This window comes from Chitinimonas viridis, assembly GCF_030409555.1.
Lineage (GTDB): Bacteria > Pseudomonadota > Gammaproteobacteria > Burkholderiales > Chitinimonadaceae > Chitinimonas > Chitinimonas viridis.
The window spans coordinates 28698-50196 of sequence record NZ_JAUFPU010000008.1 but is presented as its reverse complement, the minus strand read 5'-3'; the positions used below and the strand labels follow the sequence as shown (position 1 = coordinate 50196).

The 21499-nt window shown below is 61.2% G+C and carries 21 protein-coding genes; 10 read left to right on the top strand and 11 right to left on the bottom strand.

Features of this window, described 5'->3' with window-relative positions; translation table 11 throughout:
• Positions 1–341 precede the first annotated feature (341 nt).
• The gene (locus QWZ03_RS08975) at positions 342–761 is read left to right on the top strand and encodes a DUF1801 domain-containing protein (protein WP_290332380.1); all 420 of its coding nucleotides are present in this window, start codon (positions 342–344) and stop codon (positions 759–761) included.
• Positions 762–786: 25 nt separating this feature from the next.
• Here QWZ03_RS08975 and QWZ03_RS08970 read toward each other — a convergent pair whose 3' ends face one another.
• The 5 genes from QWZ03_RS08970 to QWZ03_RS08950 all read right to left on the bottom strand — a co-directional run bounded on the left by QWZ03_RS08970 (position 787) and on the right by QWZ03_RS08950 (position 6658).
• Positions 787–1536, bottom strand: coding sequence for a hypothetical protein (locus tag QWZ03_RS08970; protein ID WP_290332379.1), 750 nt, complete (start codon positions 1534–1536; stop codon positions 787–789).
• A gap of 167 nt (positions 1537–1703) precedes the next feature.
• A complete protein-coding gene (locus tag QWZ03_RS08965) occupies positions 1704–4223 on the bottom strand; it encodes an alkaline phosphatase D family protein (RefSeq protein WP_290332378.1) in 2520 nt (839 codons plus the stop codon).
• 523 nt (positions 4224–4746) lie between these two features.
• Positions 4747–5169 (bottom strand): RNA-binding S4 domain-containing protein, encoded by a 423-nt coding sequence (locus tag QWZ03_RS08960; protein WP_290332377.1) that lies wholly within the window; start codon positions 5167–5169, stop codon positions 4747–4749.
• The gene (locus tag QWZ03_RS08955) at positions 5166–5894 is read right to left on the bottom strand and encodes a substrate-binding periplasmic protein (protein WP_290332376.1); all 729 of its coding nucleotides are present in this window, start codon (positions 5892–5894) and stop codon (positions 5166–5168) included. The genes QWZ03_RS08960 and QWZ03_RS08955 overlap by 4 nt, the downstream gene beginning before the upstream one ends.
• Entirely contained in the window at positions 5879–6658 is a 780-nt protein-coding gene (locus QWZ03_RS08950) for an SDR family NAD(P)-dependent oxidoreductase (RefSeq protein ID WP_290332375.1), read from the bottom strand. The genes QWZ03_RS08955 and QWZ03_RS08950 overlap by 16 nt, the downstream gene beginning before the upstream one ends.
• A 156-nt stretch (positions 6659–6814) precedes the next feature.
• Between QWZ03_RS08950 and msrB the strand changes: the two genes are divergently transcribed.
• The 6 genes from msrB (at position 6815) to QWZ03_RS08920 (ending at position 13339) form a co-directional block, all read left to right on the top strand.
• Complete coding sequence (gene msrB, locus QWZ03_RS08945; RefSeq protein WP_290332374.1) at positions 6815–7210, top strand: peptide-methionine (R)-S-oxide reductase MsrB; 396 nt, start codon at positions 6815–6817, stop codon at positions 7208–7210.
• A gap of 1 nt (position 7211) precedes the next feature.
• The gene (locus tag QWZ03_RS08940; RefSeq protein ID WP_290332373.1) at positions 7212–9146 is read left to right on the top strand and encodes a hypothetical protein; all 1935 of its coding nucleotides are present in this window, start codon (positions 7212–7214) and stop codon (positions 9144–9146) included.
• Between the two features lie 244 nt (positions 9147–9390).
• The gene (gene rfaD, locus QWZ03_RS08935; RefSeq protein ID WP_290332372.1) at positions 9391–10389 is read left to right on the top strand and encodes an ADP-glyceromanno-heptose 6-epimerase; all 999 of its coding nucleotides are present in this window, start codon (positions 9391–9393) and stop codon (positions 10387–10389) included.
• The gene (recX, locus tag QWZ03_RS08930) at positions 10389–10829 is read left to right on the top strand and encodes a recombination regulator RecX (protein ID WP_284196878.1); all 441 of its coding nucleotides are present in this window, start codon (positions 10389–10391) and stop codon (positions 10827–10829) included. Before rfaD ends, recX begins: the two co-directional genes overlap by 1 nt.
• The gene (locus tag QWZ03_RS08925; protein WP_290332371.1) at positions 10819–11157 is read left to right on the top strand and encodes a VanZ family protein; all 339 of its coding nucleotides are present in this window, start codon (positions 10819–10821) and stop codon (positions 11155–11157) included. Before recX ends, QWZ03_RS08925 begins: the two co-directional genes overlap by 11 nt.
• 103 nt (positions 11158–11260) lie before the next feature.
• Positions 11261–13339 carry a prolyl oligopeptidase family serine peptidase gene (locus QWZ03_RS08920; protein ID WP_290332370.1) on the top strand — a complete coding sequence of 693 codons (2079 nt, stop codon included), beginning with the start codon at positions 11261–11263 and terminating at the stop codon, positions 13337–13339.
• Positions 13340–13645: 306 nt separating this feature from the next.
• Here QWZ03_RS08920 and QWZ03_RS08915 read toward each other — a convergent pair whose 3' ends face one another.
• From QWZ03_RS08915 to QWZ03_RS08905, 3 genes are all read right to left on the bottom strand, one after another.
• On the bottom strand, positions 13646–14371 hold the full coding sequence (locus tag QWZ03_RS08915) for a substrate-binding periplasmic protein (RefSeq protein ID WP_290332369.1): 726 nt from the start codon (positions 14369–14371) through the stop codon (positions 13646–13648).
• 143 nt (positions 14372–14514) lie between these two features.
• Positions 14515–15384 carry a pirin family protein gene (locus QWZ03_RS08910; RefSeq protein ID WP_290332368.1) on the bottom strand — a complete coding sequence of 290 codons (870 nt, stop codon included), beginning with the start codon at positions 15382–15384 and terminating at the stop codon, positions 14515–14517.
• A 50-nt stretch (positions 15385–15434) separates the two neighbouring features.
• A complete protein-coding gene (locus QWZ03_RS08905) occupies positions 15435–16295 on the bottom strand; it encodes a pirin family protein (protein ID WP_290332367.1) in 861 nt (286 codons plus the stop codon).
• A gap of 258 nt (positions 16296–16553) precedes the next feature.
• On the opposite strand from QWZ03_RS08905, the gene tsaB reads away from it, so the two are divergent.
• Positions 16554–17237, top strand: a complete 684-nt coding sequence (gene tsaB / locus QWZ03_RS08900; protein WP_290332366.1) for a tRNA (adenosine(37)-N6)-threonylcarbamoyltransferase complex dimerization subunit type 1 TsaB — start codon at positions 16554–16556, stop codon at positions 17235–17237.
• Between the two features lie 5 nt (positions 17238–17242).
• Here the strand turns inward: tsaB and QWZ03_RS08895 are convergent, their stop codons facing one another.
• Positions 17243–17578, bottom strand: coding sequence for a hypothetical protein (locus QWZ03_RS08895; RefSeq protein ID WP_290332365.1), 336 nt, complete (start codon positions 17576–17578; stop codon positions 17243–17245).
• A gap of 101 nt (positions 17579–17679) precedes the next feature.
• Here QWZ03_RS08895 and rimI point away from each other — a divergent pair, with 101 nt between their 5' ends.
• On the top strand, positions 17680–18150 hold the full coding sequence (gene rimI / locus QWZ03_RS08890; RefSeq protein WP_284196886.1) for a ribosomal protein S18-alanine N-acetyltransferase: 471 nt from the start codon (positions 17680–17682) through the stop codon (positions 18148–18150).
• The gene (locus QWZ03_RS08885; protein ID WP_290332364.1) at positions 18147–19007 is read left to right on the top strand and encodes a uracil-DNA glycosylase; all 861 of its coding nucleotides are present in this window, start codon (positions 18147–18149) and stop codon (positions 19005–19007) included. The genes rimI and QWZ03_RS08885 overlap by 4 nt, the downstream gene beginning before the upstream one ends.
• A 216-nt stretch (positions 19008–19223) precedes the next feature.
• Here the strand turns inward: QWZ03_RS08885 and QWZ03_RS08880 are convergent, their stop codons facing one another.
• Positions 19224–20189, bottom strand: a complete 966-nt coding sequence (locus QWZ03_RS08880) for a glycosyltransferase (protein WP_290332363.1) — start codon at positions 20187–20189, stop codon at positions 19224–19226.
• Between the two features lie 67 nt (positions 20190–20256).
• The gene (locus tag QWZ03_RS08875) at positions 20257–21477 is read right to left on the bottom strand and encodes an O-antigen ligase family protein (RefSeq protein WP_290332362.1); all 1221 of its coding nucleotides are present in this window, start codon (positions 21475–21477) and stop codon (positions 20257–20259) included.
• Positions 21478–21499 lie beyond the last annotated feature (22 nt).

Here is a 21499-nt window from a genome sequence, read left to right as displayed (position 1 = left end):
CCTGACAGCAACCCTGGCGCGACGGCTTGCCAAAACTGCAACGCGATACCGCAGGCCGATAGACCACCACCTGACGCCCCCGTTCCAATGCTGCTTGCCGGTGATATGCCCGGTGGAGCAAAACGAAGTGGGAGCTTGAGATTGAAGACCGGATACCCCGCTCCGGTCAGCGGGCGCAGTTGGCCCACCATTCAGCTGTGCCGGCGTTTCCCCTTTGGACACTGGCACAATAGGCAGAGTAGCCCAGGCTAGGGAAACCTGGCGTCGGCCATTGCCAGGGAATCTAGGCTAGGCTTGTTCTGGAAAAGACGAGGAAAAACCAGATCGTTCAGGAGGAAAGCATGAAGCAGTCGCACGCGATGGAAAGCCAGTTGGCATCCGAACTGATAGACGACAAGATTGCCGAGCTCGGCGGCTGGCGTGGGGAGACTCTAGCCAGGATGCGCGCGCTGATCCAGGAAGCCGACCCTGATGTCGTCGAGGAGTGGAAGTGGATGGGTACGCCGGTATGGTCGCACAATGGGATCATCTGTACCGGCGAGTCCTACAAGTCCGTTGTGAAGCTGACCTTCATCAAGGGGGCGGCGCTGAGCGACCCCGACAAGCTCTTCAACGCCAGCCTGGAGGGCAATACCAGGCGGGCAATCGATATTCGGGAGGGCGAGGTGGTCGACGCCACCGCGTTCAAGGCACTGATATGTGCCGCTATCGAACTCAATAACGCGACCGTAAAGGCGAAAGCAGACAAGCGTAGCAAATAGCTCGCATATGTAAGCCCTGCCCGGCTCACACCCGCATATCCACGCCGCCCTGATCGCCCTGCCAGTCTGGCAGCCAGTCGAGATAACGTTCGCCGCCCGGCAAACCCAGGATGCGCATGGCCATGTCGCCGGCCACCGCAGATTGATCTTCGCCCGCCGGGTTCCAAGTCAAGGCAAAGGGCAGGCGCACCGGCTCGCTGGTCAGCCTGTCGAGTAGGTCGACCGCCGAGCCGGCAAAGTCTGCCGATAGCGGTAGACGGTTGCCGCCGCCGACCGTCGTCGGCACTGCCTCTCCGCCACTGCGGCGTTCGGCCGCCAGCGACGTGAGCGATGCGCTGTAGCGAATTTCCAGCTCGAACTCAAAGGTCCGTCCATCCGCCGTGGTAATGGTGCCTCGGCCGGTAAATTCGCTGGCGTCCTCCAGTTGGAAGCCCGCAGCGCGCAGTTGGCCGTTCTCGTCGGTACGATTGAATGCGGCTGCACTGAAGCGAGATCGGCTGGCAATGGCGGTCTCGTCAAACTGTATGGTGGCGCCCTCGGCCGCACTGCCCAGCAAGCTCTGCGCAAAGCCCTGGGCCAAGCCGAGCGCCATGTCCCCCATGGCACCCTGCATCTGTTCTACCCGCTTTTGCATAATATCGCTGGCACGTATCAAGGTATCGCTGGCGTCCCTGGCCCTGCCCGCCTCCTGCTGGCGCGTGGAACTCTGCGCACCGCTATTGGCCGGCTGCTGATACAGGCTGGGTAGTGATGGATGGAGCGGGGACAGATTCATGGCGGCAGCTCTCAGTGGGATAAAGCCTTATCGGCATGGCAGGCTATCTCCTTAAGCGAAATTCGGGCCATGCGCTGAACGGTCATCCTGCAGGGCAGGCAAAGCGGCCTCCCACAAAGCAACAGCCCCGCCAGGGCGGGGCTGTTGCGACAGTCAGGCAAACCTAATCAGCTACCGCTGACGGTTACCGCAGCCACATCCTTGCTCACCGTGGCCGTAGTGGTCTTGGCCACCAGCGTCGAAGCCGAGGGCGCATTGCCGCCCACCAGCTTGTTCACCTGGCGGAACTCGCAGCTCAGGCCAGCCGTCGTCAGCGTCACCACGGCATAGCCCTGCGCATCGGTATTGGCCAACTTCAACCAGGGGTTGCTGTTCAGGCTGGACAGCTGCCCGGCCAGCGGCAGCAGCTGGCCAGTAAACGCCGGGGCAGCCTGCAAGCCGGTCAGCACTGCCGTGGTAAAGCCATCCAGTTGCGCCTCAGGCACCCCCTTGGCCGCCAGGGCGCCACGCAGCTGTACACGCAGACTCTCGGCCAAGCTCGCTGCCGTAGGCGCAGCCTTACCCAAGGTGTAATCCAGCAGGTTGACGTTGAGCACTACATCACCCAAGCCGGTGACGGGCACAGTCAAGGGGTAGTACACCAAGGTAGCCAGGCTGGCCGACAGGCTGCCCACGGCATCCTTCAGGTAGCTGAAGAAGGAGTCCGAGCTGACACCTGCGGTGACCAGGTCCACCATGACTGGTGTGCCGCCGCCAGTGCCGTTGTAGTCGTCATGCACGGTACCGGCATAGAAGGCGTGGATATCCCCGGTCAGCGCCACTACGTTCTTGATGCTGTTGTCCTTCAGGTGCTTCATCAACGCCTTACGCTCGGCGTTGTAGCCATCCCACTGGTCGGCGTTGATCACGAACTTGGTGAAGAACGGCGCCAGACCTGCCTTCATATTGGCGGGGATGAAGTTCGAGTTTGCCTTCTTGGCCACCACATCGGGTTTGATCATGCCAAAGGCGATGGTCTGAGCGCCGGCCGCCACCTGCGCGGCCAAACCACCCGCCGCTGCAGCCTTGGCTGCCATATAGGCGGCTGCCGCAATGGCCGCATCGGCCGAGCTCAGACCAGCATCCACCCCGGCAGCGGGCAAGCTGGTTCCCATGGCATCAGCCGTGGCCAGTGCCATGCCGGCAGCCCCTGCCGTCGCCTGGCTTGCGCCAGCGGTCAGCGCAGTCACGATGACAGCCGCAATGGCGGCATTGCCGCCGGTGGATGCCAGCGCGGTCTGTATGCCGGAAGCTAGGGTCGGTACCGCCTGCAAGGCCAGCAGGGTGGCAATGGCATTGGTACCGTCCACACCCATCTTCAACAGCGATACCTCGTTGCCCCACAGCTTCCAGGTCGCCGTGGAATTCTTCATGGTGTCCTTCCACCAGTCACGCTGCACCTGGCCCAGGATGGAAGTGAACACCAGCTCATCCAGCCCCACGGCCTTGGCACCCGCCATCTTCTGCGCCTCGATGGCCAGCAGGGTGGTTTCGGGCGCCATATAACGGCTGCCTATGCTGCCTATGGCGGCGCCCGTTGCCGGGTTTGGGGCTGCCTCCGGGATGATATGGTCGGAGCGGTACAGCCGCTCGTCGGTCATCACCAGATGCGCCAGCTTGCCGAACTGCAGTTCGCGGTAGATGCGGATATTGAAATAGCCGTCTGGTGTGGTGTTGTTGAAATAGATATCGGCCGGCATGAATTCAAACCAGGCCTGGTTAGCACTGCGGCGACGCGTGGTCTGGTGATTGTTGTCACCGCCCGTGGCGTTGTAGCTGCCGTTGCTGTAGGTCTCGGCATCGTTCCAGCAGTCATCGCTGAACTCGTGGTCGTCCCACACCGCCACAAAAGCAAAGCGCTCATGCACGGCCTGCAGGCGGCTATCAGTACGGTACTGCTTGTAGAGGTAGCGGTAGTCTGCCAGGGTGGTAGCGTACTTGGCGCCGCTAACCCCGTTCTTGAAGGTGCCATTGGGCAGGCTCAAGGCAGTGTGGCGCGTTTCCACCGCGCCGGTCTGGAAGGCCTCACCCACGGTTTCGTAGATGTAGTCGCCCAGGTGGATGATGAAGTCCAGGTTCTGGGCGGCCAGGTCGCTGTATGCACCCCAATGGTTGATGCTCCAGTCCTGGCAACTGAGGAAGGCAAACTTCAGCTGGGCCACGTCGGCATCCTTGGCCGGCGCGGTCTTGAACCGGCCTACCTTGGAGCGCACATCGCCCGCCACAAACTGGTAGTAGTAAGTCTTGCCGGCACTCAGGCCGGTAACCTTGTGGCGTACGGTATTGTCGAACTCGGCCAGCACCGGGATGGTGGTATCCACCACCGTAGTGCCGCTCAGTGCGGTATTGCCGCCCAGGGCCGCAGCGTTGTCGGCTTCGGTGACCAGCACCCGAACGCTGAAATTACTGGCGCTAGAAGACGTCGTGACATCGTCCGCGCTGCTGGGTACCACGCGCGTCCACAGCATGATGCCATCAGGCTTGGGGTCGCCCGAGGCCACACTCTGGGGAAACTTGTAGCTGCTACCGCTGGCAGGTGGCGTGTCCGGGCCAGTGGAAGCACTGCTGCCGCCACAACCGGGCAAACCCACGGTCGCGGCCGACACAGTGACAAAACCACCGGCCTTCATAAACTGTCTTCTATCCATCGTGTTCTCCTAATAGTTATCGGGAAGCCAGCCGGGTCGTAAACCCCCGGCCGGGGGAGCCGTAACGGCAATGTATCGAGCAAGTGCTCAAATTAGCAGCCTTGCGTTGCGATTTCTTTGCGAAGCGTGGCGGCAAAGCGACAGACCCGCCTGAATTCTCATATACAGACACTCACAGCAAGGCATAGGGCTGCGTCATGCCTGAATCAGAGGGGCACAAGCGTGCATCCAGAATCACATCGACTTTGCCAGTCCAAGGTAGATGGTTTCGCGACTTACCGTCGTTCAGAACAAACCGCTGGCTTGATCCCAGCGTAGAGGCAGGGGGAAGATAATTTGCAGGTTTGAGTGGGGAAAAAAAACAGGCCGAATCGGCCGATACTGCCCTCATGCCCAAGGTGAATTCCGCGGTAGCTCGGATGCAAGCCAAGCTGTAAACCGCGCCTTGAGTACGCCTGAACCACTCGGCAATATGCAACAGGCCACCGTTAGAGGTGGCCTGTTGCATGTCGATGCTGGCGGGCTACTCGCTGCCTGCCAGCTTGCGTTCAAAGTAGTGCAGCTGCCGCCGCCATTTCTTGGTCGGCCGGCCTCGCACGTCAGGATGATCGAACACCGGCGCCAGCGCCTGTGCCTCGCGCCGGGACTGGCGTGCCGCCTCGCTCTCTGCCGACTCCACATACAGCAAACGCGCCTCGGTGGCCGGCCCGCGCTTCTCGCTGAGTGCCAAGACCAGCACTTCGTACTCTTCAGTCTGGGTCCGTATGCGCAATCGGTCGCCGGGCTTGAGGTGGCGAGCGGGTTTGGCGCGCTCACCATTGAGGTGCACATGACCGCCATCGATGGCGGTGCCTGCCAAGCTGCGCGTTTTGAAAAACCGGGCAGCCCACAACCATTTGTCCAGCCGTATATCCGCGCTGGCCGTATCGTCAGGCTTGCGGCTCATGGCGTGGTCACCCCGTACTTCTTCATCAAGCGATCTATCACCCCGTCGCGGCGGGCAGCCTCAATGGCATGACGCCAAGCCAGCACCTCCACCTCAGGCGTGGTCAATGAGGCGGCAATGTATACATCGGTGCTGGACAACGGTGTGCCGAACACAAACTGTCGCTCATCCCGCCCGGCTTGCTGCAAGGTGGCCCGTATCACCCAGTCGCCACTGACGATGGCGGCGACCATGTTCTGATCCAACAAGCGCAGCAATGCCTCGTTGCTGGGTTCTTCCAGAATGCGTCGATATCCCAGATTCTCCAGCATGGCGCGGTGGGGTGAACCGCGCAACACCCCCACCGGCAGCTTGCCCATGGCGGCATGGTCGTCCAACGGTACATTCAGATCACGGCGGGTCAGCATCAGGTGCCGGATGACACCAAACGGCGCTACCCAGGTGTAGAGTTTTTCGCGATCCGGTGTACGTGACACCGGAAAAATCAGCATGGCCGCACCCGAGCGCGCCGTTGCCTGGGCCCGTGGCCACGGGTAGAACCTGATATCGCCGTGGAAACCCAGGCGGGGTGCCATTTCCTGCACCAACTCATACATCATGCCGCGCACCTTGCCATCCTGGCGGTAGGCCATGGGCAGAATGTCGGCAGTCACTATTCCCTCTACTGCCGCCCCGGCAGGCGACAGCAGCAAGCTTGCCAACAGGACGATCAGTCGCCTGCCCATCCGCTGGTGTCCATAGGGTTGAAGCGCAATGTCTGACCACGCAGTTCGGCACTGGCGGGTCCCATCAGCCACAGGAAGGCACTGGCCATGTCGGCTGCCGCCGGGATGGCTTCCTTGTCCTCAGCGGGATGGGTCTTGGTCCGGAAAGGGCTCCTTACCGGCCCTGGCACCAGCAGGTTCACCCGTGGCATGGGCGCCTTGTCCCATTCATCTGCCGCCACCTTGGCCAGCGCCGCCTGGCCGGCACGGGTAGTGGCAAAACCACCCCAATAGGCCTTGGGATCAAACGCATGCTGCTCGCCCACGAACAGCACGCTGGCGTCCTCCGCCCGCTTGAGCAACGGCAGGCAGGCCCGCGTGATGGCAAACGGCGCGGCCACATTCACCCGATACATGCTGACCCACTCCTCCAGCTTCTGGTTGGTCAGCGGCGACAGATGATTGAAGCCATTGGCACAGTGGACTATGCCATCGAGCCGATCAAACTCCTTCCAGATCAGGTTGGCGAAGTTGACGCAGTCCTGATCGCTCATGGCGGCCAGATCCACCGGCACGGCCGCAGGCTTGGCGCCACCGGCGGCTTCGATGGCATCGTAGACCTTGGTCAGTTTCTTGTCGTTACGCCCCACCAGCACAATGGTTGCACCATGCGCAGCCAAACTCATGGCGGCGACCTCGCCTATGCCTTGACCCGCGCCCGTCACAATGATGACGCGGTCTTTCAGGTAATCGGAAGGAGCGTTGAAATCTTGCCAGGGTTGCATTGTCAGCCTGCGGAGTTGAGTTCGACCAAGGGTGCGGAGTCTAGCATGAGGCAATCCAGCGCTTATTGCGCTAGGGCAAGCCCTTGCATTTACGCCCCGCTTCACCCAACTTACTCGTATTCCAGTATTTCAAGTGTATACACCGAGGAAGCCACCATGGCCAAAGTAAGCAAAACCGATGCCGAATGGCGCGCTCAGCTTAATGAAACGCAGTACCGCGTCACCCGCCACGCCCATACCGAGCCCCCCTTCAGCGGCATCTACTGGGATACCACCACCGAGGGTACCTATCGCTGTATCTGCTGCGCTACGCCATTGTTTGTTTCGACCACCAAATTCGACGCCGGTTGCGGCTGGCCCAGCTTCTGGCAGGCCATCCCCGGCGCCGTCAACGAACGCCGGGATACGACTCATGGCATGATACGCACCGAGATACTGTGCGCAGCCTGTGATGCCCATCTGGGTCATGTCTTCCCCGATGGCCCTGGCCCCGATGGCCTGCGCTATTGCGTCAATTCGGCGTCCATCAACCTAGAACCCAAGTCCGGCTGACATGCAAACACCCCGCTCACGGCCCACGCTGCTTACCCTTTATCTGCTGCTTGCCCTGCTGCAACCCTGCGCACAGGCAGCCAGCCTGTTTTACTCCGGCACGGTATTCACCGAGACAGTGAGCAACAATGGCGCTCTGGGCAATGCACTGACACTACAGCTGAGCGGCGACAGCTTCAATGCCCCAGTAGGCACCAACCTGCTCAACACCGGCCGTGCCAGCATTGCCCACCTGCCAGCGGGCCTGAGCGCCAGTCTGCTGGTGAACAGCGCAACGGAAGCCACGCTCAGCCTGGGTGGCAGTGCCAGCAGCCATGAAGACCGACACGATGTCTACAACCTGAGCATCACGCTGGCAGATAGTGCAGTACAGAGCGGCAATGCCACCAAGGTAAGCGGCCATGCCCAGGAGTCACTGCGCATCGACTTCAACGACAATAGCTCCCCGGCGGAGCCGTTCGAGTTCGAAGGCGACCTGGCAGCCGGGCAGTTGGACGATGCCACCGGCTTTACCGCCCAGCCCGCCACCCAGGACATGGTCAGCAATATCGGCAGCCTCTCCGGCCAGGTCGGCGTGGCCGAGAACGGTCTGCTGGTCCTGTTGAGCGCCCCGCCTGCACCCCTGCAGTTCGCACAGAGTGCCAGCGCCCGGGTGTTCATCAGCTTTGCGCCGCAGGCCCTGACCCAGCTGCAACTGGGCGGACAGACACTGGCTGTGCAGACCAACCCCGAGACCCTGACCAAACAACGCAATACCTTCCTCGCCACCTATGCCTTGCGCCAGCCAACAGGCGGCACCCAGACCGGCCTGCTACTGACCCAAGGCGAGGCCATGTTGCGCAACACCGCAAGCAACAGCCTGTTGGGCGGATTTTTGCTCGGCAGCGAAACCTTGCTGCGAGAAGTCACGGTACGCACCGGCAGCGCAGGCGCCACCGCCCACATCAGCCGACTGGGCGACACCGCCGCGATCTCGCTGGAAAGCGGTGACGCTACCCTCACCCTCTACCCCCCCAAAAATGTCACCGCTGCGGCGACCACCCTGCAGCTGAAGGCCGGTGAAGTTGCACGCTTCAATGGTGACGGCCAGTTGCTGGGGGTCTACTACGGTTCGCTCAGCGGCAAGCTCGGCAAGGCCGGCGACCCCATCCGGCTGGAGCGCCCGGATGGATTGACTGCCTACCCCCTCTGGGCACCGCGCCTTAGCGGCAGCAACATGCCAGCCCGGCTAGGCATGAGCCCGCAGGACTACCTCGCAGCGCAACTGGGCGCCAGCGTAAGCCAGCAGGCAGATGGCACACTCAAGCTGGATCTACCCGGCATCAGCTTGTCGGTTTTCCCACAGGGTAGCCTGGCTGCCATCAGTACCGGTGCCAGCCAGTTCAACACCGATGGCAGCTACCATTTCAGCAGCCCCCTGCTGCAACTGGACGTCACCTCCGTGCTGCAGGATATGACCCGCTTCGCCCCTCTGCTACAGCAGAGCGGCCTGCAGACACAGATAACCAGCAACGGCCTGCTGCAGCTACAGAGCAGCAATCCCGCCTCAGCCGGCACCTTCCTGCTGGGCAGGCCGCAGCTGGGTTACAGCACGGTTCCTGCCATCGTGCCCACCAGCATCGCGGTCGATGGCCAGGGCATCGTGCATTGGCACAATGGCCAAGGTGCTTCGCAACTGATCTACCCGGTTTTTCATGACCTTGCCTTCATTACCGAGGCGGCCGAAAAAGGCGGCTGGTTTGTGTCACCATCCGGTGAAGGCAGGCTGACGCTCAGTAATGCCACAGGCGCCGAATATCTGTTGCGACCGGATTACCAGGTCCAGACCACCAGCGGCAACATGAGCAATCTGTTCGATGCCTTCTGGGTCGCTGCCGATGGCAGCCTGTACGTGCGCTATCCCGGCAATTTGATGCAGCGTTTCACGCTGGAGTAAGGGCCGCTATACCGCACGGCATGGCCAGGTGCGGCGCCTCCCTGCGCACAGCCCGCTGGCGTGGAGCCTCGCGGCACGCGAGTGGGGATTTGACGACCGTGGGCAGCCAGTTGCCGGAAACAAGGCTAAAATCAGGTCATGCTATGCGCCTCATGGCTGCCGGTGCCCAGGCTGGGCTGTCCGCCTGATCATCTGACCATGCCGCGTACGCCCTATACCCGCCCTACCTTACTCGGACCACCCTATGTTTATCGTCGTCACCGGCGCCGCCGGCTTTATCGGCTCCAACCTCGTCAAGGCACTCAATGAGCGCGGCATCAGCGAAATCATCGCGGTGGACGATCTCAAGCAGGGCGACAAGTTCAAGAACCTGGTCGATTGCGAGATTGCGCACTACATCGACAAGGATGATTTCATCGAGCAACTGGATGCCGGCGACTTCGACGGCGAAATCGACGCCGTGCTGCATCAGGGTGCCTGTTCCGACACCATGGAGCAGGACGGTCGCTATATGCTGGACAACAACTACCAGTATTCGCTGGCCCTGCTCGATTACTGCCAGATCGAGGAAATCCCCTTCATCTACGCCTCCAGCGCATCCGTGTACGGCGGTGGCTCGGTTTTTCGCGAAGAGCGTGAATTCGAGGCACCGCTCAACGTCTACGGCTATTCCAAGTTCCTGTTCGACCAGATCGTCCGCCGTCGCTGGGATGACCTGAGCGCCCAGGTGGTTGGACTGCGCTACTTCAATGTCTATGGCCCCCGTGAAAATCACAAGGGCCGCATGGCCTCGGTCGCCTACCATCACTTCCATCAGTACCGTGAGCACGGCAAGGTCAAGCTGTTTGCGGGATGCGACGGTTACGGCAATGGCGAACAGAAGCGCGACTTTGTCTCGGTAGAGGACGTGGTACGGGTCAATCTGCACTTCCTGGATCACCCCAAGCAGTCGGGCATCTTCAACCTGGGTACGGGACGGGCACAGAGCTTCAACGAACTGGCTGCCGCCAATGTCAACGCCTGCCGCCGCCATGATGGCAAGCCGGCCCTGGCATTGGACGAACTGGTGGCGCAGGGCATCATCGAGTACATCCCCTTCCCCGATGCCTTGGTCGGCAAGTACCAGAGCTTTACCGAGGCCGATATCGCCCGCCTGCGTGAAACAGGCTACGAATATCCCTTCCTGACTGTCGATGAGGGCGTAGGCCGCTATATCGACTGGCTCTACGGGCGCAAGGCTTGATGGATCTGCGTGGCAAGGCGCTCAAGCTGTTGTCGCAGCGCGAGCACTCCCGCACCGAGCTACGCCGCAAGCTCGGTGGCAGCGATGTGGCGCGCGAGGAACTCGACGCCCTGCTCGACGAGCTGGTGGAGCGCAACTGGCAATCCGACGCCCGCTTCGCCATAGCCTATGTCGATGCCAATGCCGCACGCTTTGGCCGCTACCGCTTGCAGAACGAGTTGCGTGAGCGTGGCGTGGCCGATGCCCTGATCGCCGATGCGCTGGCGCAATTACCCGCCGAAGACGACGAACTGAGTCGGGCACGCGAAGTCTGGCGCAAGAAGTTTCGCGAAGTGCCGACCGACCCCGCAGAACGTGCGCGGCAAGCCCGCTTCATGCAGGCGCGTGGCTTTGCTTACGACACCATACGCAAGGTGCTGGGTGGTTTGGATGAAGACTGAAGTTATCGTGGGACTGTTGCTGGGCCTGGCACTGGCGGTTGGTTCGCTCATGCCCGGCTCGCCCATGCCCGAGGTGGCACAGGGCGACAAGCTCATGCACCTGCTGGGCTATGGTGTACTTGCTGCCTGGTGGGCCGGGTGCTTCCCGGCACGCTACGGCCGCACCCTGCTGGCCTGCAGCACCTACGGTGTGCTGATTGAATGCCTGCAGGCCATGACGCCCTATCGCAGCTTCGATCCGCTCGACATGCTGGCCAATGCACTGGGCGCCCTGCTTGGTGTCAGCATCGCGCTGGCGGTACGTCGCATGCTTCCCCGTCTGTCCTGAAATACAACAGCCCATCGCAGAAAACTCGCCCTGCCAGCCGCAGATGCTTATGCTGCCGCGCGTCGAATCATCAATCAGCGCACCGTCTCTCACGAGGAGCACCATGAAAAAGTTGCTGTTATCGCTGGCCCTGCTGGGCACCAGTGCCGTCACCCTGGCAGGCAAGTCCACCGACCCCCATCAATGGCTGGAAGACGTAGCCGGCGAAAAATCGCTGGCCTGGGTCAAGGCCCAGAACGCCGTCAGCCGCGCCATGCTGGAGCAGCAGCCCGGCTTCGAGGCCCTGCGTGGCCAGGTGCTGGACATCCTGAACTCCAAGGCCCGTATCCCCTATATCAACAAAATGGGGGCTTACTACTACAACTTCTGGCGTGATGCCGAACACCCACGCGGTGTATGGCGCCGCACCACCCTAGCCAGCTACCGTACCGCCGAGCCCGAGTGGGAAACCGTGCTGGACCTCGACAGCCTGGCCAAGTCCGAGAACGAGAACTGGGTATTCAAGGGCAGCAATTGTCGCCAACCCGCCTACGACCGTTGCATGCTGGCCCTGTCACGCGGCGGCGCAGATGCGGTGGTATCCCGTGAGTTCGACCTCGCCAGCAAGTCCTTCGTCAAGGACGGCTACACCCTGCCCGAAGCCAAGATGGATATCAGCTGGCAAGGCAAGGATGCCTTGTTTATCGCTACCGACTTTGGTGCCGGCTCTCTGACCGACTCGGGCTACCCACGCGTAGTCAAGCTGTGGCAGCGGGGCACTCCCCTGGCGGCTGCCAAGACCGTATTTGAAGGCCAGAAGGCCGATATCTCCGTATCGGCCTATGTCAGCGAGCAGCCCGGTTTCCGCCGCGAAATCATCAGCCGCGGCGTGACCTTCTACACCAGCGAGGATTTTCTGCGCGAGGGCGACAAGCTCACCCCTATCGCCAAGCCGGCCGGCGCCACCATCAGCTTCTTCGGCCCGCAAATGCTGATCAGCCTGCGCGAGCCATGGCGGCTTGGCGACAAGACCTGGCCGTCCGGCAGCCTGCTGGCCGTGGATTTTGCCGCCTTCCAGGCTGGCAAGCGTGATTTCACGCCGCTGTTTACCCCCACGCCCACCACGGCCATGGACGGCATGACCATGACCCGTAACCATGTATTGGTCACCGTGCTGGACAATGTCAAAGGCCGTATCGATGAATGGCGTTTTGAGAGCGGCAAGTGGGCCAGCCGCAAGGTGGATGCCCCTGCTTTTGGCAGCCTGGGCGTCACCGGGGTGGATGCCGATGAGTCGGATGATTACTTCCTCACCCATGTGGACTTCCTGACCCCGGACTCGCTCTATCTGGGCACGGCCGGTAGCGACAAGCGCGAGATGCTGAAGCAGCGCCCCGCCTTCTTCGATGCCAGCGGCTTCGAGATCGCCCAGAACGAAGCCACCTCCAAGGATGGCACCAAGGTACCTTACTTCATCGTCAAGGCAAAAAACCTAAAGCTGGATGGCAGCAACCCCACCCTGCTCTATGGCTATGGCGGTTTCGAGCAGAGCATGACGCCCTGGTATTCGGCCGGTGTGGGCAAGGCCTGGCTGGAAAAGGGTGGCGTCTACGTGGTGGCGAACATCCGTGGCGGTGGCGAATTCGGCCCGCGCTGGCATCAGGCCGCACTCAAGTCCAAGCGCCAGAAGTCCTATGACGATTTCATCGCCGTGGGCGAGGACCTGGTCAAGCGCAAGATCACCAAACCGGCCAAGCTCGGCATCATGGGGGGCAGCAACGGCGGCTTGTTGATGGGGGTGATGATGACCCAACGGCCCGACCTGTTCGGCGCCGTGGTGTGCCAGGTACCGCTGCTGGACATGAAGCGCTTCAACCAGCTGCTGGCTGGCGCCTCGTGGATGGGCGAGTATGGCAACCCGGATATCCCCGGAGAGTGGGCCTATATCCGCAAGTATTCGCCTTACCACAATATCAAGAAGGGTAGCCGCTACCCCAATATACTGTTTACCACCTCGACCCGCGATGACCGCGTCCACCCTGGCCACGCCCGCAAGATGATGGCCAAGTTCCAGGAGATGGGTGTCAAGTCTGTCTGGTACTACGAGAACATGGAAGGTGGCCATGCAGGCGCGGCCGATAACAAGCAAAAAGCCGACATGACTGCACTGGAATACAGCTTCCTGTGGAAGACGTTGCAGTAAGCAGTACACCAGTCCGTAACCCCAAAAGCCGACCTTGCAAGGTCGGCTTTTTTGTTCCTGCATCTTGCGATAATCGGTATCGGCGGATCAAGGCAGCAAACCAGACATGAGTTGGCAAACAATCACATGTGCATACCCTCACGGGTTTGACAGGGTTGCCAGGCGCTGGCGATATCCAGCAGTGGCTGGTGAACCGGAAGACATGCTGACCGACGAGCAAAAACACTAGCCACCGCCCCTACTGGACCAATGGAGCGGGACAGGCATACCCTGCCGGTCTGGCGTGCCCGCGGGATTAACGCGGGCCTACTGCCATTTGCTTAGAATCTTGTCCAAGGTGCCATCACGGCGTATCTTTTCCAGTCCGTCGGCAAAGCGTTGTGCCTTGATCACCTCGTCTTTGGGGAATCCAACATAGCGTGGCACTTCGGCCAGGGGCTGCCCAAGTATCCGTAAATCCTTGTCGGCACCCAATTCGCGCGCCAAGTAGAGCAACTGTGCCTTGTCGCCTATGATCACATCCACCCGGCGTGCAATCAGCTTTTGCACCAACTGCAGCGGGCTGGTCGCACCCGCATCCTTCTTCAGCGTGGCCTTGTCGAAAGTCTCGGTGTAGGAGAAACCCAGCACCGTTCCCACGATGTAAGGCGACAAGTCCTCCAGCGTCTGGTAGTCGGCCGGGCCGTCCCGACGCGTCATCAGCACCGTCACCCCATTGCGTATGGGGCCAACCAGCCGATACTTTTCCATACGCTCCGGCGTGCCAACAAACTGATAGGCCATGTCCACCTGCTTGAAATCCAGCATCTTCTTGACCCGTTCCCACGGATACAACTGGATTTGATAGGGCTGGCTGGCGGCTTCCAGCACCGCCCGCACGATCTCGGTATCCATGCCTGCCGGCTGCCGTGTTTTCTGATCCAGGTAGGCATAAGGCGGAAAGGCCTCGTCGCTGGCGACCACCCAAGGGGCCGCCAGGACAGGCATCGCCATCAACAACAGACCAAGCAGACCAAGGTGGGCTAGCGACATGTCCACGCCTCCAGGCAACAATCTGATGACACTATAGCCTGTATAAACCCGCCGCTTGTCTAATGCCTGTCACAGCCCACCCCGCGCAGCGCGGAGCACCGGGGCCGCCCTGCAGGCACACTGAATGACACGTCCCGGCTGGCTTATTTTTCCGGCAAGGGGATGCGCTCTGTCTCGCCAGGCACCTGGGGGAACTCGCCAGCCTGCCAGCGTTGCTTGGCTGCCTCGATCCGCTCCCGGCTAGAAGCCACAAAATTCCACCAGATATAGCGTGGGCCATCCAGCGGCTCGCCACCCAGTACCAGCAAACGCGTATCGCTCGTGGCCCGGACACTGACCGTCGCCCCCGGCACCAGCACAGCCAATTGCCCTGGCTGGATGGCAATCCCATCGATCTCCAGGCCGCCGCTGGCCAGATAGACACCTCGCTCGGCATGCTCGGGCGGTATCTCAAAAGTCGCTCCAGCTGCCAGCTCCCCGGCCACATACAAGGTGTCGCCATAGGTATGCACGGGCGAAGTCTGACCATAGGCCGTCCCCAGTATCACCCGCAGACTCAAGCCCGGCTCCTCTAGCAGCGGTAGCGTGGCCGCCGGGTGGTGCCAAAAGCCCGGCGCCGTGTCCTCATACTCCCTGGGCAGGGCAAACCAGGTCTGCAAGCCATGCAGCGTCTGGCCCTGAGCGCGTGCCCCGGGCGGCGTGCGCTCCGAATGCACCACACCACTTCCCGCCGTCATCCAGTTCACATCGCCAGGCCGTATAACCTGCACACTGCCCAGGCTATCGCGGTGCAGTATCTCTCCCTCATACAGATAGGTCACTGTCGCCAGGCCGATATGCGGATGGGGGCGTACGTCCATGCCCTCTCCCGGCGCCTGAGCCGATGGCCCCATATGGTCAAAGAAGATAAAAGGCCCTACTGCCTGCTTGGGCAAGGACGGCAACAACCGCTTTACGCTGAAACCACCAAGGTCGCGCTCGTGCGGCTTGAGCAGGTGTTGGATGCTGGACATGCTATTTCCTCGGTAAGCGGAACGCCCTGCCGACGCAGCAGGGCGTGAATTCAAAATGCACCGGCACGGAAGTCTTCGACTGCCTGCATGACTTCCTCACGCGTATTCATGACGAACGGCCCCCATTGCGCAATGGGTTCACGCAAGGGCTTGCCGGCTATCAGCAGCAGCTTGGCACCTGCCTCGCCGCCCTTGATTCGTACCCCATCGCGCTCGGCACGGGTTTCCAGCACGCCCATTTGCCTGGCCCGCACGGCCTGTGCACGGCCACCCAGCAAGGCAATGCCTTCGTAAACATAGACAAAGCCATTGAAGCCAGCGGGCAGGACCTGTTCAAACTCGGCCTGGGCCGGCAGGTGCAGGTCCAGGTAGAAAGGTTCGGTATCGTCCTTCTGCACCGCACCGGCCACATCCCCACTCTGCCCAGCGATCACCTTGACGGTGACACCCTGCTCCGTCAGCAGCACCGGTATGTCGCCAGCCGGTATATCACGGTAGCCCGGTGTCGTGAGCTTATGCTTGCCTGGCAGGTTTACCCAAAGCTGGAAGCCTTGCATCAGGCCCGCTTCCTGCTCTGGCAGTTCCGAGTGCACGATACCTCGCCCCGCCGTCATCCATTGCACGCCGCCCGCCGTCAGCAGTCCTTCATTGCCCGCATTGTCACGGTGACGCATGCGGCCATTCAGCATATAGGTCACGGTCTCGAAGCCACGATGGGGGTGATCAGGAAAGCCAGCCAGGTAATCCTGCGGGTCGTCGCTATGGAAGTAGTCCAGCATCAGGAAGGGATCCAGCCGTTGCTGCAGATCCTGAGTCAGCACACGCAGCAGCTTTACCCCTGCGCCATCCGATGTTGGCATGCCATTGACGATGCGTTCAATTTCACGCGGAGCGAAGACAGCAGTAGACATAGCGATAATCCTTTCAAGAATTCTGATCGTTTACCGATCTTGTGTATGCCATTCTTTATCAAGACATCATCGGTAGAAAGCGAAAAAAATGGGTCATATGCATCAATATATTTGATCAATTATCCCTATAGGCCTAACGCCACTGTTAGCAGCCAGCACCAAGGGCTCCCGGGTGGCGCGAGTGCTGTCCTCGCAGAGCAGCATGGGCATGGATAGGCCCCATGTTAGAATTCGCCCCTGCCATCGGCCAGATTAACCATGAACCTGCTCACGCTAGACACCTCAACCGAATATCTGTCGCTTTGCCTTTTGTACAAGGGAGAGGTACTGGCGCGCGACTGGCATGCCCAGCAGCGCCATGCCGAACTTACGCTGCCCATGATGCAGGCGCTGCTAGCGGACGCGGGCGCCAGCTTCAGCCAGCTGGATGGCCTGGCCTTGTCCATCGGTCCAGGTTCGTTCACCGGCTTGCGCATAGGATGCGGCATAGTCCAGGGCCTGGCGTTCGGGCTGGATATACCCACCGTCGGGGTCAATACCCTGGCTGCGCTGGCAGCGGATACCGATAGCCCGCAGACCTTGGCCGTACTGGATGCCCGCATGGGCGAGCTGTACCTGGCCGGCTATACCCGGCAGGGCGATGACTGGGTGGAAAGTGTGGCAACCACGGTCTGCGGCCCACAGGCCTTGCCCATGTTGCCCGACGGCAACTGGCTGGGTGTAGGCAGTGGTTTTGCGGTGCAGGGCGAGGCATTGGCCCGGCAATATGGTGCGCAGCTGGCAGGCGTGGAAAGCACGCGCTTTCCGCATGCACGCGGCGTACTCAAGCTGGCACAACGGGAGTTCGCTGCTGGCCGTGCCACCAAGGCCGAGCATTTGGAGCTGCTTTACATCCGCGACAAGGTGGCGCTCAAGACCAGTGAGCGGGAGAAGAAAGCCTGAGTGGCTCAGGCCAAGGTTTCTATCAACTCCACCACTTCAGCAGTGTCGATCATATTCAGGTCTATCCGGGCAGCCAGATCGTAGCAGTAGAATTCACGGACGGCATCAAACTGCGATACCCCCAGCGATTCAAACGTCGGCTCCAGCGACTTCATTACCGCCCGGGCGCGCTCCGCCGCCGTGGTGTCGTTCTGGGCCAGGAACACCCGGCCATCGAGGACAAAACCCGCCTCGACCATGGCGCGTTCGACCACCACCCAGAGCATGCGGCAGACGTCATAAGGCAAGGTGAGGTAGTCCAGATTGACAACGACAGCAATACCTTCAGCACTATTAGTCATGGCCTTGGCCGTCCACAATGATTTGCTGAAATTATGCGCACCAAGCCGTATGCCGGGCGCGTATTTTCAGCGAAAACCGTGTTACTTTTAACGAATATCCCGTGAATTCAGCTACGCCACTGCTTATCCGCCCCCTGGCAGAAACCGATCTGCCCGCCATGGCCGCCATCGAGGCTGCGCTGCAGGCCTTCCCTTGGACTGCCCTGCAATTCATCCAGTCCTACGCAGAGGGGCACCGTGGCTGGATAGCCGAGCAGGCCGGCGAGGTGATCGGCTTTGCCGTCACAAGCCAGGTGCTGGACGAGCTGTCCCTGCTTACCTTGGGTGTACGCCAGGATTGCCAGCGCCGTGGCATTGCCCGACAACTGGTCGAGACAGTGGCAGAGCAAGGCAGGGAGGAAGGCGCGGCCGTGATGATTCTGGAAGTGCGCAAGAGCAACGCAGCAGCACGCTCGCTGTACCGCAGGCTGGGCTTCGTGGAAAATGGCCTGCGCAAGGGCTACTACCGCGCCGCCGAAGGGCGTGAGGATGCGGTACTGATGGCGCTGATACTGGATGAAGGCGGACGATGAGTGACGGCAGGCGAGAACTGATACTGGAAGAGCTGGGCCTGGCACCCTGCTGGGTAAGGCGCGAACTGCTGACTGCCGATCCTGCCGCCGTAGAGCCCACTCCGGTTATCGCTGCCCCCCCGCCGAGTGCTGCTATCGATGCCGCGATTGATGCCGTCATCGCGCCAACGCAGACGCCGGGGGGCCGGCCATCGCGCATGGCCCAGATCATGCCGGCCGAGAAACCAGCCGAAGTCCAGTCAGAGCAACCCGTCGCCGTCGCAACAGGCCCTGACAAGCGGGCGCTGGCCATCGCGCAGTTGGACTGGCCCGCGCTACAAGCCGAAGTGGCGGCCTGCACTGCCTGCAGCCTATGCAAGAGCCGCAGCAAGACCGTATTTGGCGTTGGCAAGCCCGATGCCGACTGGCTGGTTGTGGGCGAAGCCCCCGGCGCCGAGGAAGACCGCCAAGGCGAGCCCTTTGTGGGCCAAGCGGGCAAGTTGCTGGATGCCATGCTGGCCAGCGTGGACCGCTCGCGCCAGGAGAACGTGTTTATCCTCAACACGCTCAAGTGCCGTCCCCCACAGAACCGCAACCCCCACCCGGACGAACTGGCCCTGTGTGCACCCTTTCTGCACCGCCAGATTGAACTGATCAAGCCCAAGGTCATCTTTGCCGTCGGCCGCTTCGCCGTGCAGACCCTGCTGGGCCGGGAGGCCAGCATTGCCAGCCTGCGCGGCAAGCTGCATGACTACCGAGGCACCCCGGTGGTGGTGAGCTATCACCCGGCCTATCTGCTGCGCAATATGCCCGACAAGTACAAAGCCTGGCAGGATTTGCTGATGGCCAACAAAACACTGGAAAAGCACAAAGACTAATACGCCGCCGCTCAGCCCTAGCTATCCCAGCGCCAGTCGTGAACTGAAAGCGTTGGAAAACCGACGCGCATTCAAAAGTTGCCGAACGACGGCTGGGACAGGGGGAGAGATCAACAGAGAGCCAGCTGTATCAGGCTGCTTTGGCGCATAGCGCCAGGGTTTCCACGGCGCTTGCACAGCCCGACATCAACAATCACTGACTTAAGTAACAGCCACTCAGGCAAACCGCGCTATCACCGACTCACGCAACAAGCGCTTTGCCAGTCGGAAGGTCGGTGCCTGCCGCCACAGCTTGTCCAGCACCCCACTCTCTCGCAGCGATACATAAGCCTCACGCCGGCCATGCTTGATGGGCAGCCGCTTCAGCAAACCCAGCGCCGCATCGCCATTCAGATAGGCATGCCAGCGCAGTGCCAACGCCAGCTCGCCCTGCTGCAGCGCCGCCAGCTGAAATAGCGCATCCGCCACACGGCACAAGCTTTGCAGGCGCCGCATGACTTTCTCTGGCTGGCGCGTCTGGGTGATGGAATCCAGGTGGTTGCGGTAGTAGTAAAGTGGCTCCGGCAACCAGGCCACCCGCTCGGCACGTAGCATCAGGGAGGGCGTCCAAAGCTCGTCGTCCATGATCTCACCGTCAGGAAAGCGCAAGCCGCCAGCGATCACCAGCTCCCGCCGCACCAGCGACAGCCAGGTGGCCGATACCCGCTCCCCCACCTGCCAGCCGTGTATCAGCCAGTCACGACCTTGCCTCACGCCATCGAGCTTGCGCTTGCTGCAGACCAACTGGGTGCTATCGCCCGGCTGCTGGCCAAAGCAATAGGCATTGCAATAGGCCACATCCAGTCGCTGATCCTGTGCCAGCTGGAATAGCCGCTGGTACTGAGCCGGCATGCAGATATCGTCGGCGTCAGCAAACCCCAGGTACTCGCCCTGCGCCGCAGCGATCGCAGTATTGCGCGCAGCCGCCGAGCCCTTAGCCTGCGGGTGATGAAACACGCGGGCGCGCGGCTCCTGGATGGCAAAGGCTTGCAGCATGGCCAAGGAATCATCTTGCGAGCCGTCATCCACCAGCAGGAACTCCAGCCCAGGCTGCGTCTGGGCCGCCAGCGAGGCCAGCAGGGCCTCCAGGTGTCCGGCAGCGTTATGCACCGGTACGATGACACTTACTTGCGGCGCGCTCATGCTTCAAGTCCTTTTATCCCTACCCTGCCACCAAGCGGCAGGGCGCTGCCCTGTACCGGGCCTACCTTCATGGTGATGCCGGCGTCGAACTGGTTTGCCGGCAACAAACCAATAGCGCCGCCAACAGGGCAATCACATGACCTTCAGTAAAGTCCTTCAGCAAGGAATTGAACAGGCTGCAGGCGGCCAGTACCACCAGGCAGCCCAATGCCATTTCCCGCTGCAGCGTCGTAGGTAGCTGGCGTGCCGCCTGGATCATGGCCCATGCCAGCCAACCAGCCAGCAGCACACCTGGCAGGCCATGTTGTGCGGCTATCATCAGGTATTCGCTATGTGGGTTGTCTGCCGCACGCAGACCTTCGGTAAAGCCAGTCAGTTGCCGGTAGGCGGGAGTAAACCCCCCTGTGCCTACGCCCAGGATAGGCTGTTCGGCAATCAACAGGAGGCTATGCCGGTAAAAATCCAACCGCAGGCCCAAGGAGGTTTCCACCTGACCTGCCTGGTAATGCTGGACATCCGCCATCCCCTCGTGGATACGCTGGGAGAAGGGGTTCTGCGTCAACAATAGCGCAGCCAGCATCAGCAATGAGGCCACCAGGGTTACAGCCAGTTGCCAGCCGCGCAGGCGATAAACTGCCCACCACGCCACCAGTGCGGCCAGCGCAAGATAGCCGGTCCGACCGGGCACGATCAACAGCACGTTGATGACGATCAACAAGGCCAAAGCCCCCATCAGCCAACGGGCATAACCGGCCACGGCCTGGCTCCAGCGCCAGCAGCACCATGCAGTCGCCGCCAGCAGCAGGCTTTGGGTGATATGGAACTTGAACGCCGTACCAGGGTAGCCCCCTACCCTGTTGAAGCTGTAACCCAGCTGCCAACTGGCAAACGACATCCACAGCGTCAGCATCATGGCGCCAGCAAAACCCCACAGTATCCACGTTGCCACACGCGGCCGTTGCAGCAGGATGGCGCTGAGCATGGGTATCAGCAGCAGCTTCTTGTAGGTTGCCAAGCCTTGTAGCCCCTCGTGCCAACCTCCGGCTGAATAGCCGATACCGACCAGCATCCAACCGAACAAGGCGCAGCTGGCCAGCACCACAGGTTGCATCAGCAGCTTGCGCCACCCGTACTGCTGCGCCCGGTACAGCCCCAGCAGCAGTACCAAGGGCCACAGCAGGTTGACCAAGGCCGTACTGATCGGAATGGCAAAGGCAAATAGCAGCAGGACACTGCCATCAAGCCCAGGCCAGCGAGATGCCTGACGAGTAGTGGTGGTTACGGACAAGGGTAGCCTGCAGGATAGAAAA

Excerpts from the sequence above, each read along its gene's own strand:
- QWZ03_RS08975 (WP_290332380.1), top strand. The coding sequence starts at position 342 with ATGAAGCAGTCGCACGCGATGGAAAGCCAGTTGGCATCCGAACTGATA.
- QWZ03_RS08970 (WP_290332379.1), bottom strand. The coding sequence starts at position 1,536 with ATGAATCTGTCCCCGCTCCATCCATCACTACCCAGCCTGTATCAGCAG.
- QWZ03_RS08965 (WP_290332378.1), bottom strand. The coding sequence starts at position 4,223 with ATGGATAGAAGACAGTTTATGAAGGCCGGTGGTTTTGTCACTGTGTCG.
- QWZ03_RS08960 (WP_290332377.1), bottom strand. The coding sequence starts at position 5,169 with ATGAGCCGCAAGCCTGACGATACGGCCAGCGCGGATATACGGCTGGAC.
- QWZ03_RS08955 (WP_290332376.1), bottom strand. The coding sequence starts at position 5,894 with ATGGGCAGGCGACTGATCGTCCTGTTGGCAAGCTTGCTGCTGTCGCCT.
- QWZ03_RS08950 (WP_290332375.1), bottom strand. The coding sequence starts at position 6,658 with ATGCAACCCTGGCAAGATTTCAACGCTCCTTCCGATTACCTGAAAGAC.
- msrB (WP_290332374.1), top strand. The coding sequence starts at position 6,815 with ATGGCCAAAGTAAGCAAAACCGATGCCGAATGGCGCGCTCAGCTTAAT.
- QWZ03_RS08940 (WP_290332373.1), top strand. The coding sequence starts at position 7,212 with ATGCAAACACCCCGCTCACGGCCCACGCTGCTTACCCTTTATCTGCTG.
- rfaD (WP_290332372.1), top strand. The coding sequence starts at position 9,391 with ATGTTTATCGTCGTCACCGGCGCCGCCGGCTTTATCGGCTCCAACCTC.
- recX (WP_284196878.1), top strand. The coding sequence starts at position 10,389 with ATGGATCTGCGTGGCAAGGCGCTCAAGCTGTTGTCGCAGCGCGAGCAC.
- QWZ03_RS08925 (WP_290332371.1), top strand. The coding sequence starts at position 10,819 with ATGAAGACTGAAGTTATCGTGGGACTGTTGCTGGGCCTGGCACTGGCG.
- QWZ03_RS08920 (WP_290332370.1), top strand. The coding sequence starts at position 11,261 with ATGAAAAAGTTGCTGTTATCGCTGGCCCTGCTGGGCACCAGTGCCGTC.
- QWZ03_RS08915 (WP_290332369.1), bottom strand. The coding sequence starts at position 14,371 with ATGTCGCTAGCCCACCTTGGTCTGCTTGGTCTGTTGTTGATGGCGATG.
- QWZ03_RS08910 (WP_290332368.1), bottom strand. The coding sequence starts at position 15,384 with ATGTCCAGCATCCAACACCTGCTCAAGCCGCACGAGCGCGACCTTGGT.
- QWZ03_RS08905 (WP_290332367.1), bottom strand. The coding sequence starts at position 16,295 with ATGTCTACTGCTGTCTTCGCTCCGCGTGAAATTGAACGCATCGTCAAT.
- tsaB (WP_290332366.1), top strand. The coding sequence starts at position 16,554 with ATGAACCTGCTCACGCTAGACACCTCAACCGAATATCTGTCGCTTTGC.
- QWZ03_RS08895 (WP_290332365.1), bottom strand. The coding sequence starts at position 17,578 with ATGACTAATAGTGCTGAAGGTATTGCTGTCGTTGTCAATCTGGACTAC.
- QWZ03_RS08885 (WP_290332364.1), top strand. The coding sequence starts at position 18,147 with ATGAGTGACGGCAGGCGAGAACTGATACTGGAAGAGCTGGGCCTGGCA.
- QWZ03_RS08880 (WP_290332363.1), bottom strand. The coding sequence starts at position 20,189 with ATGAGCGCGCCGCAAGTAAGTGTCATCGTACCGGTGCATAACGCTGCC.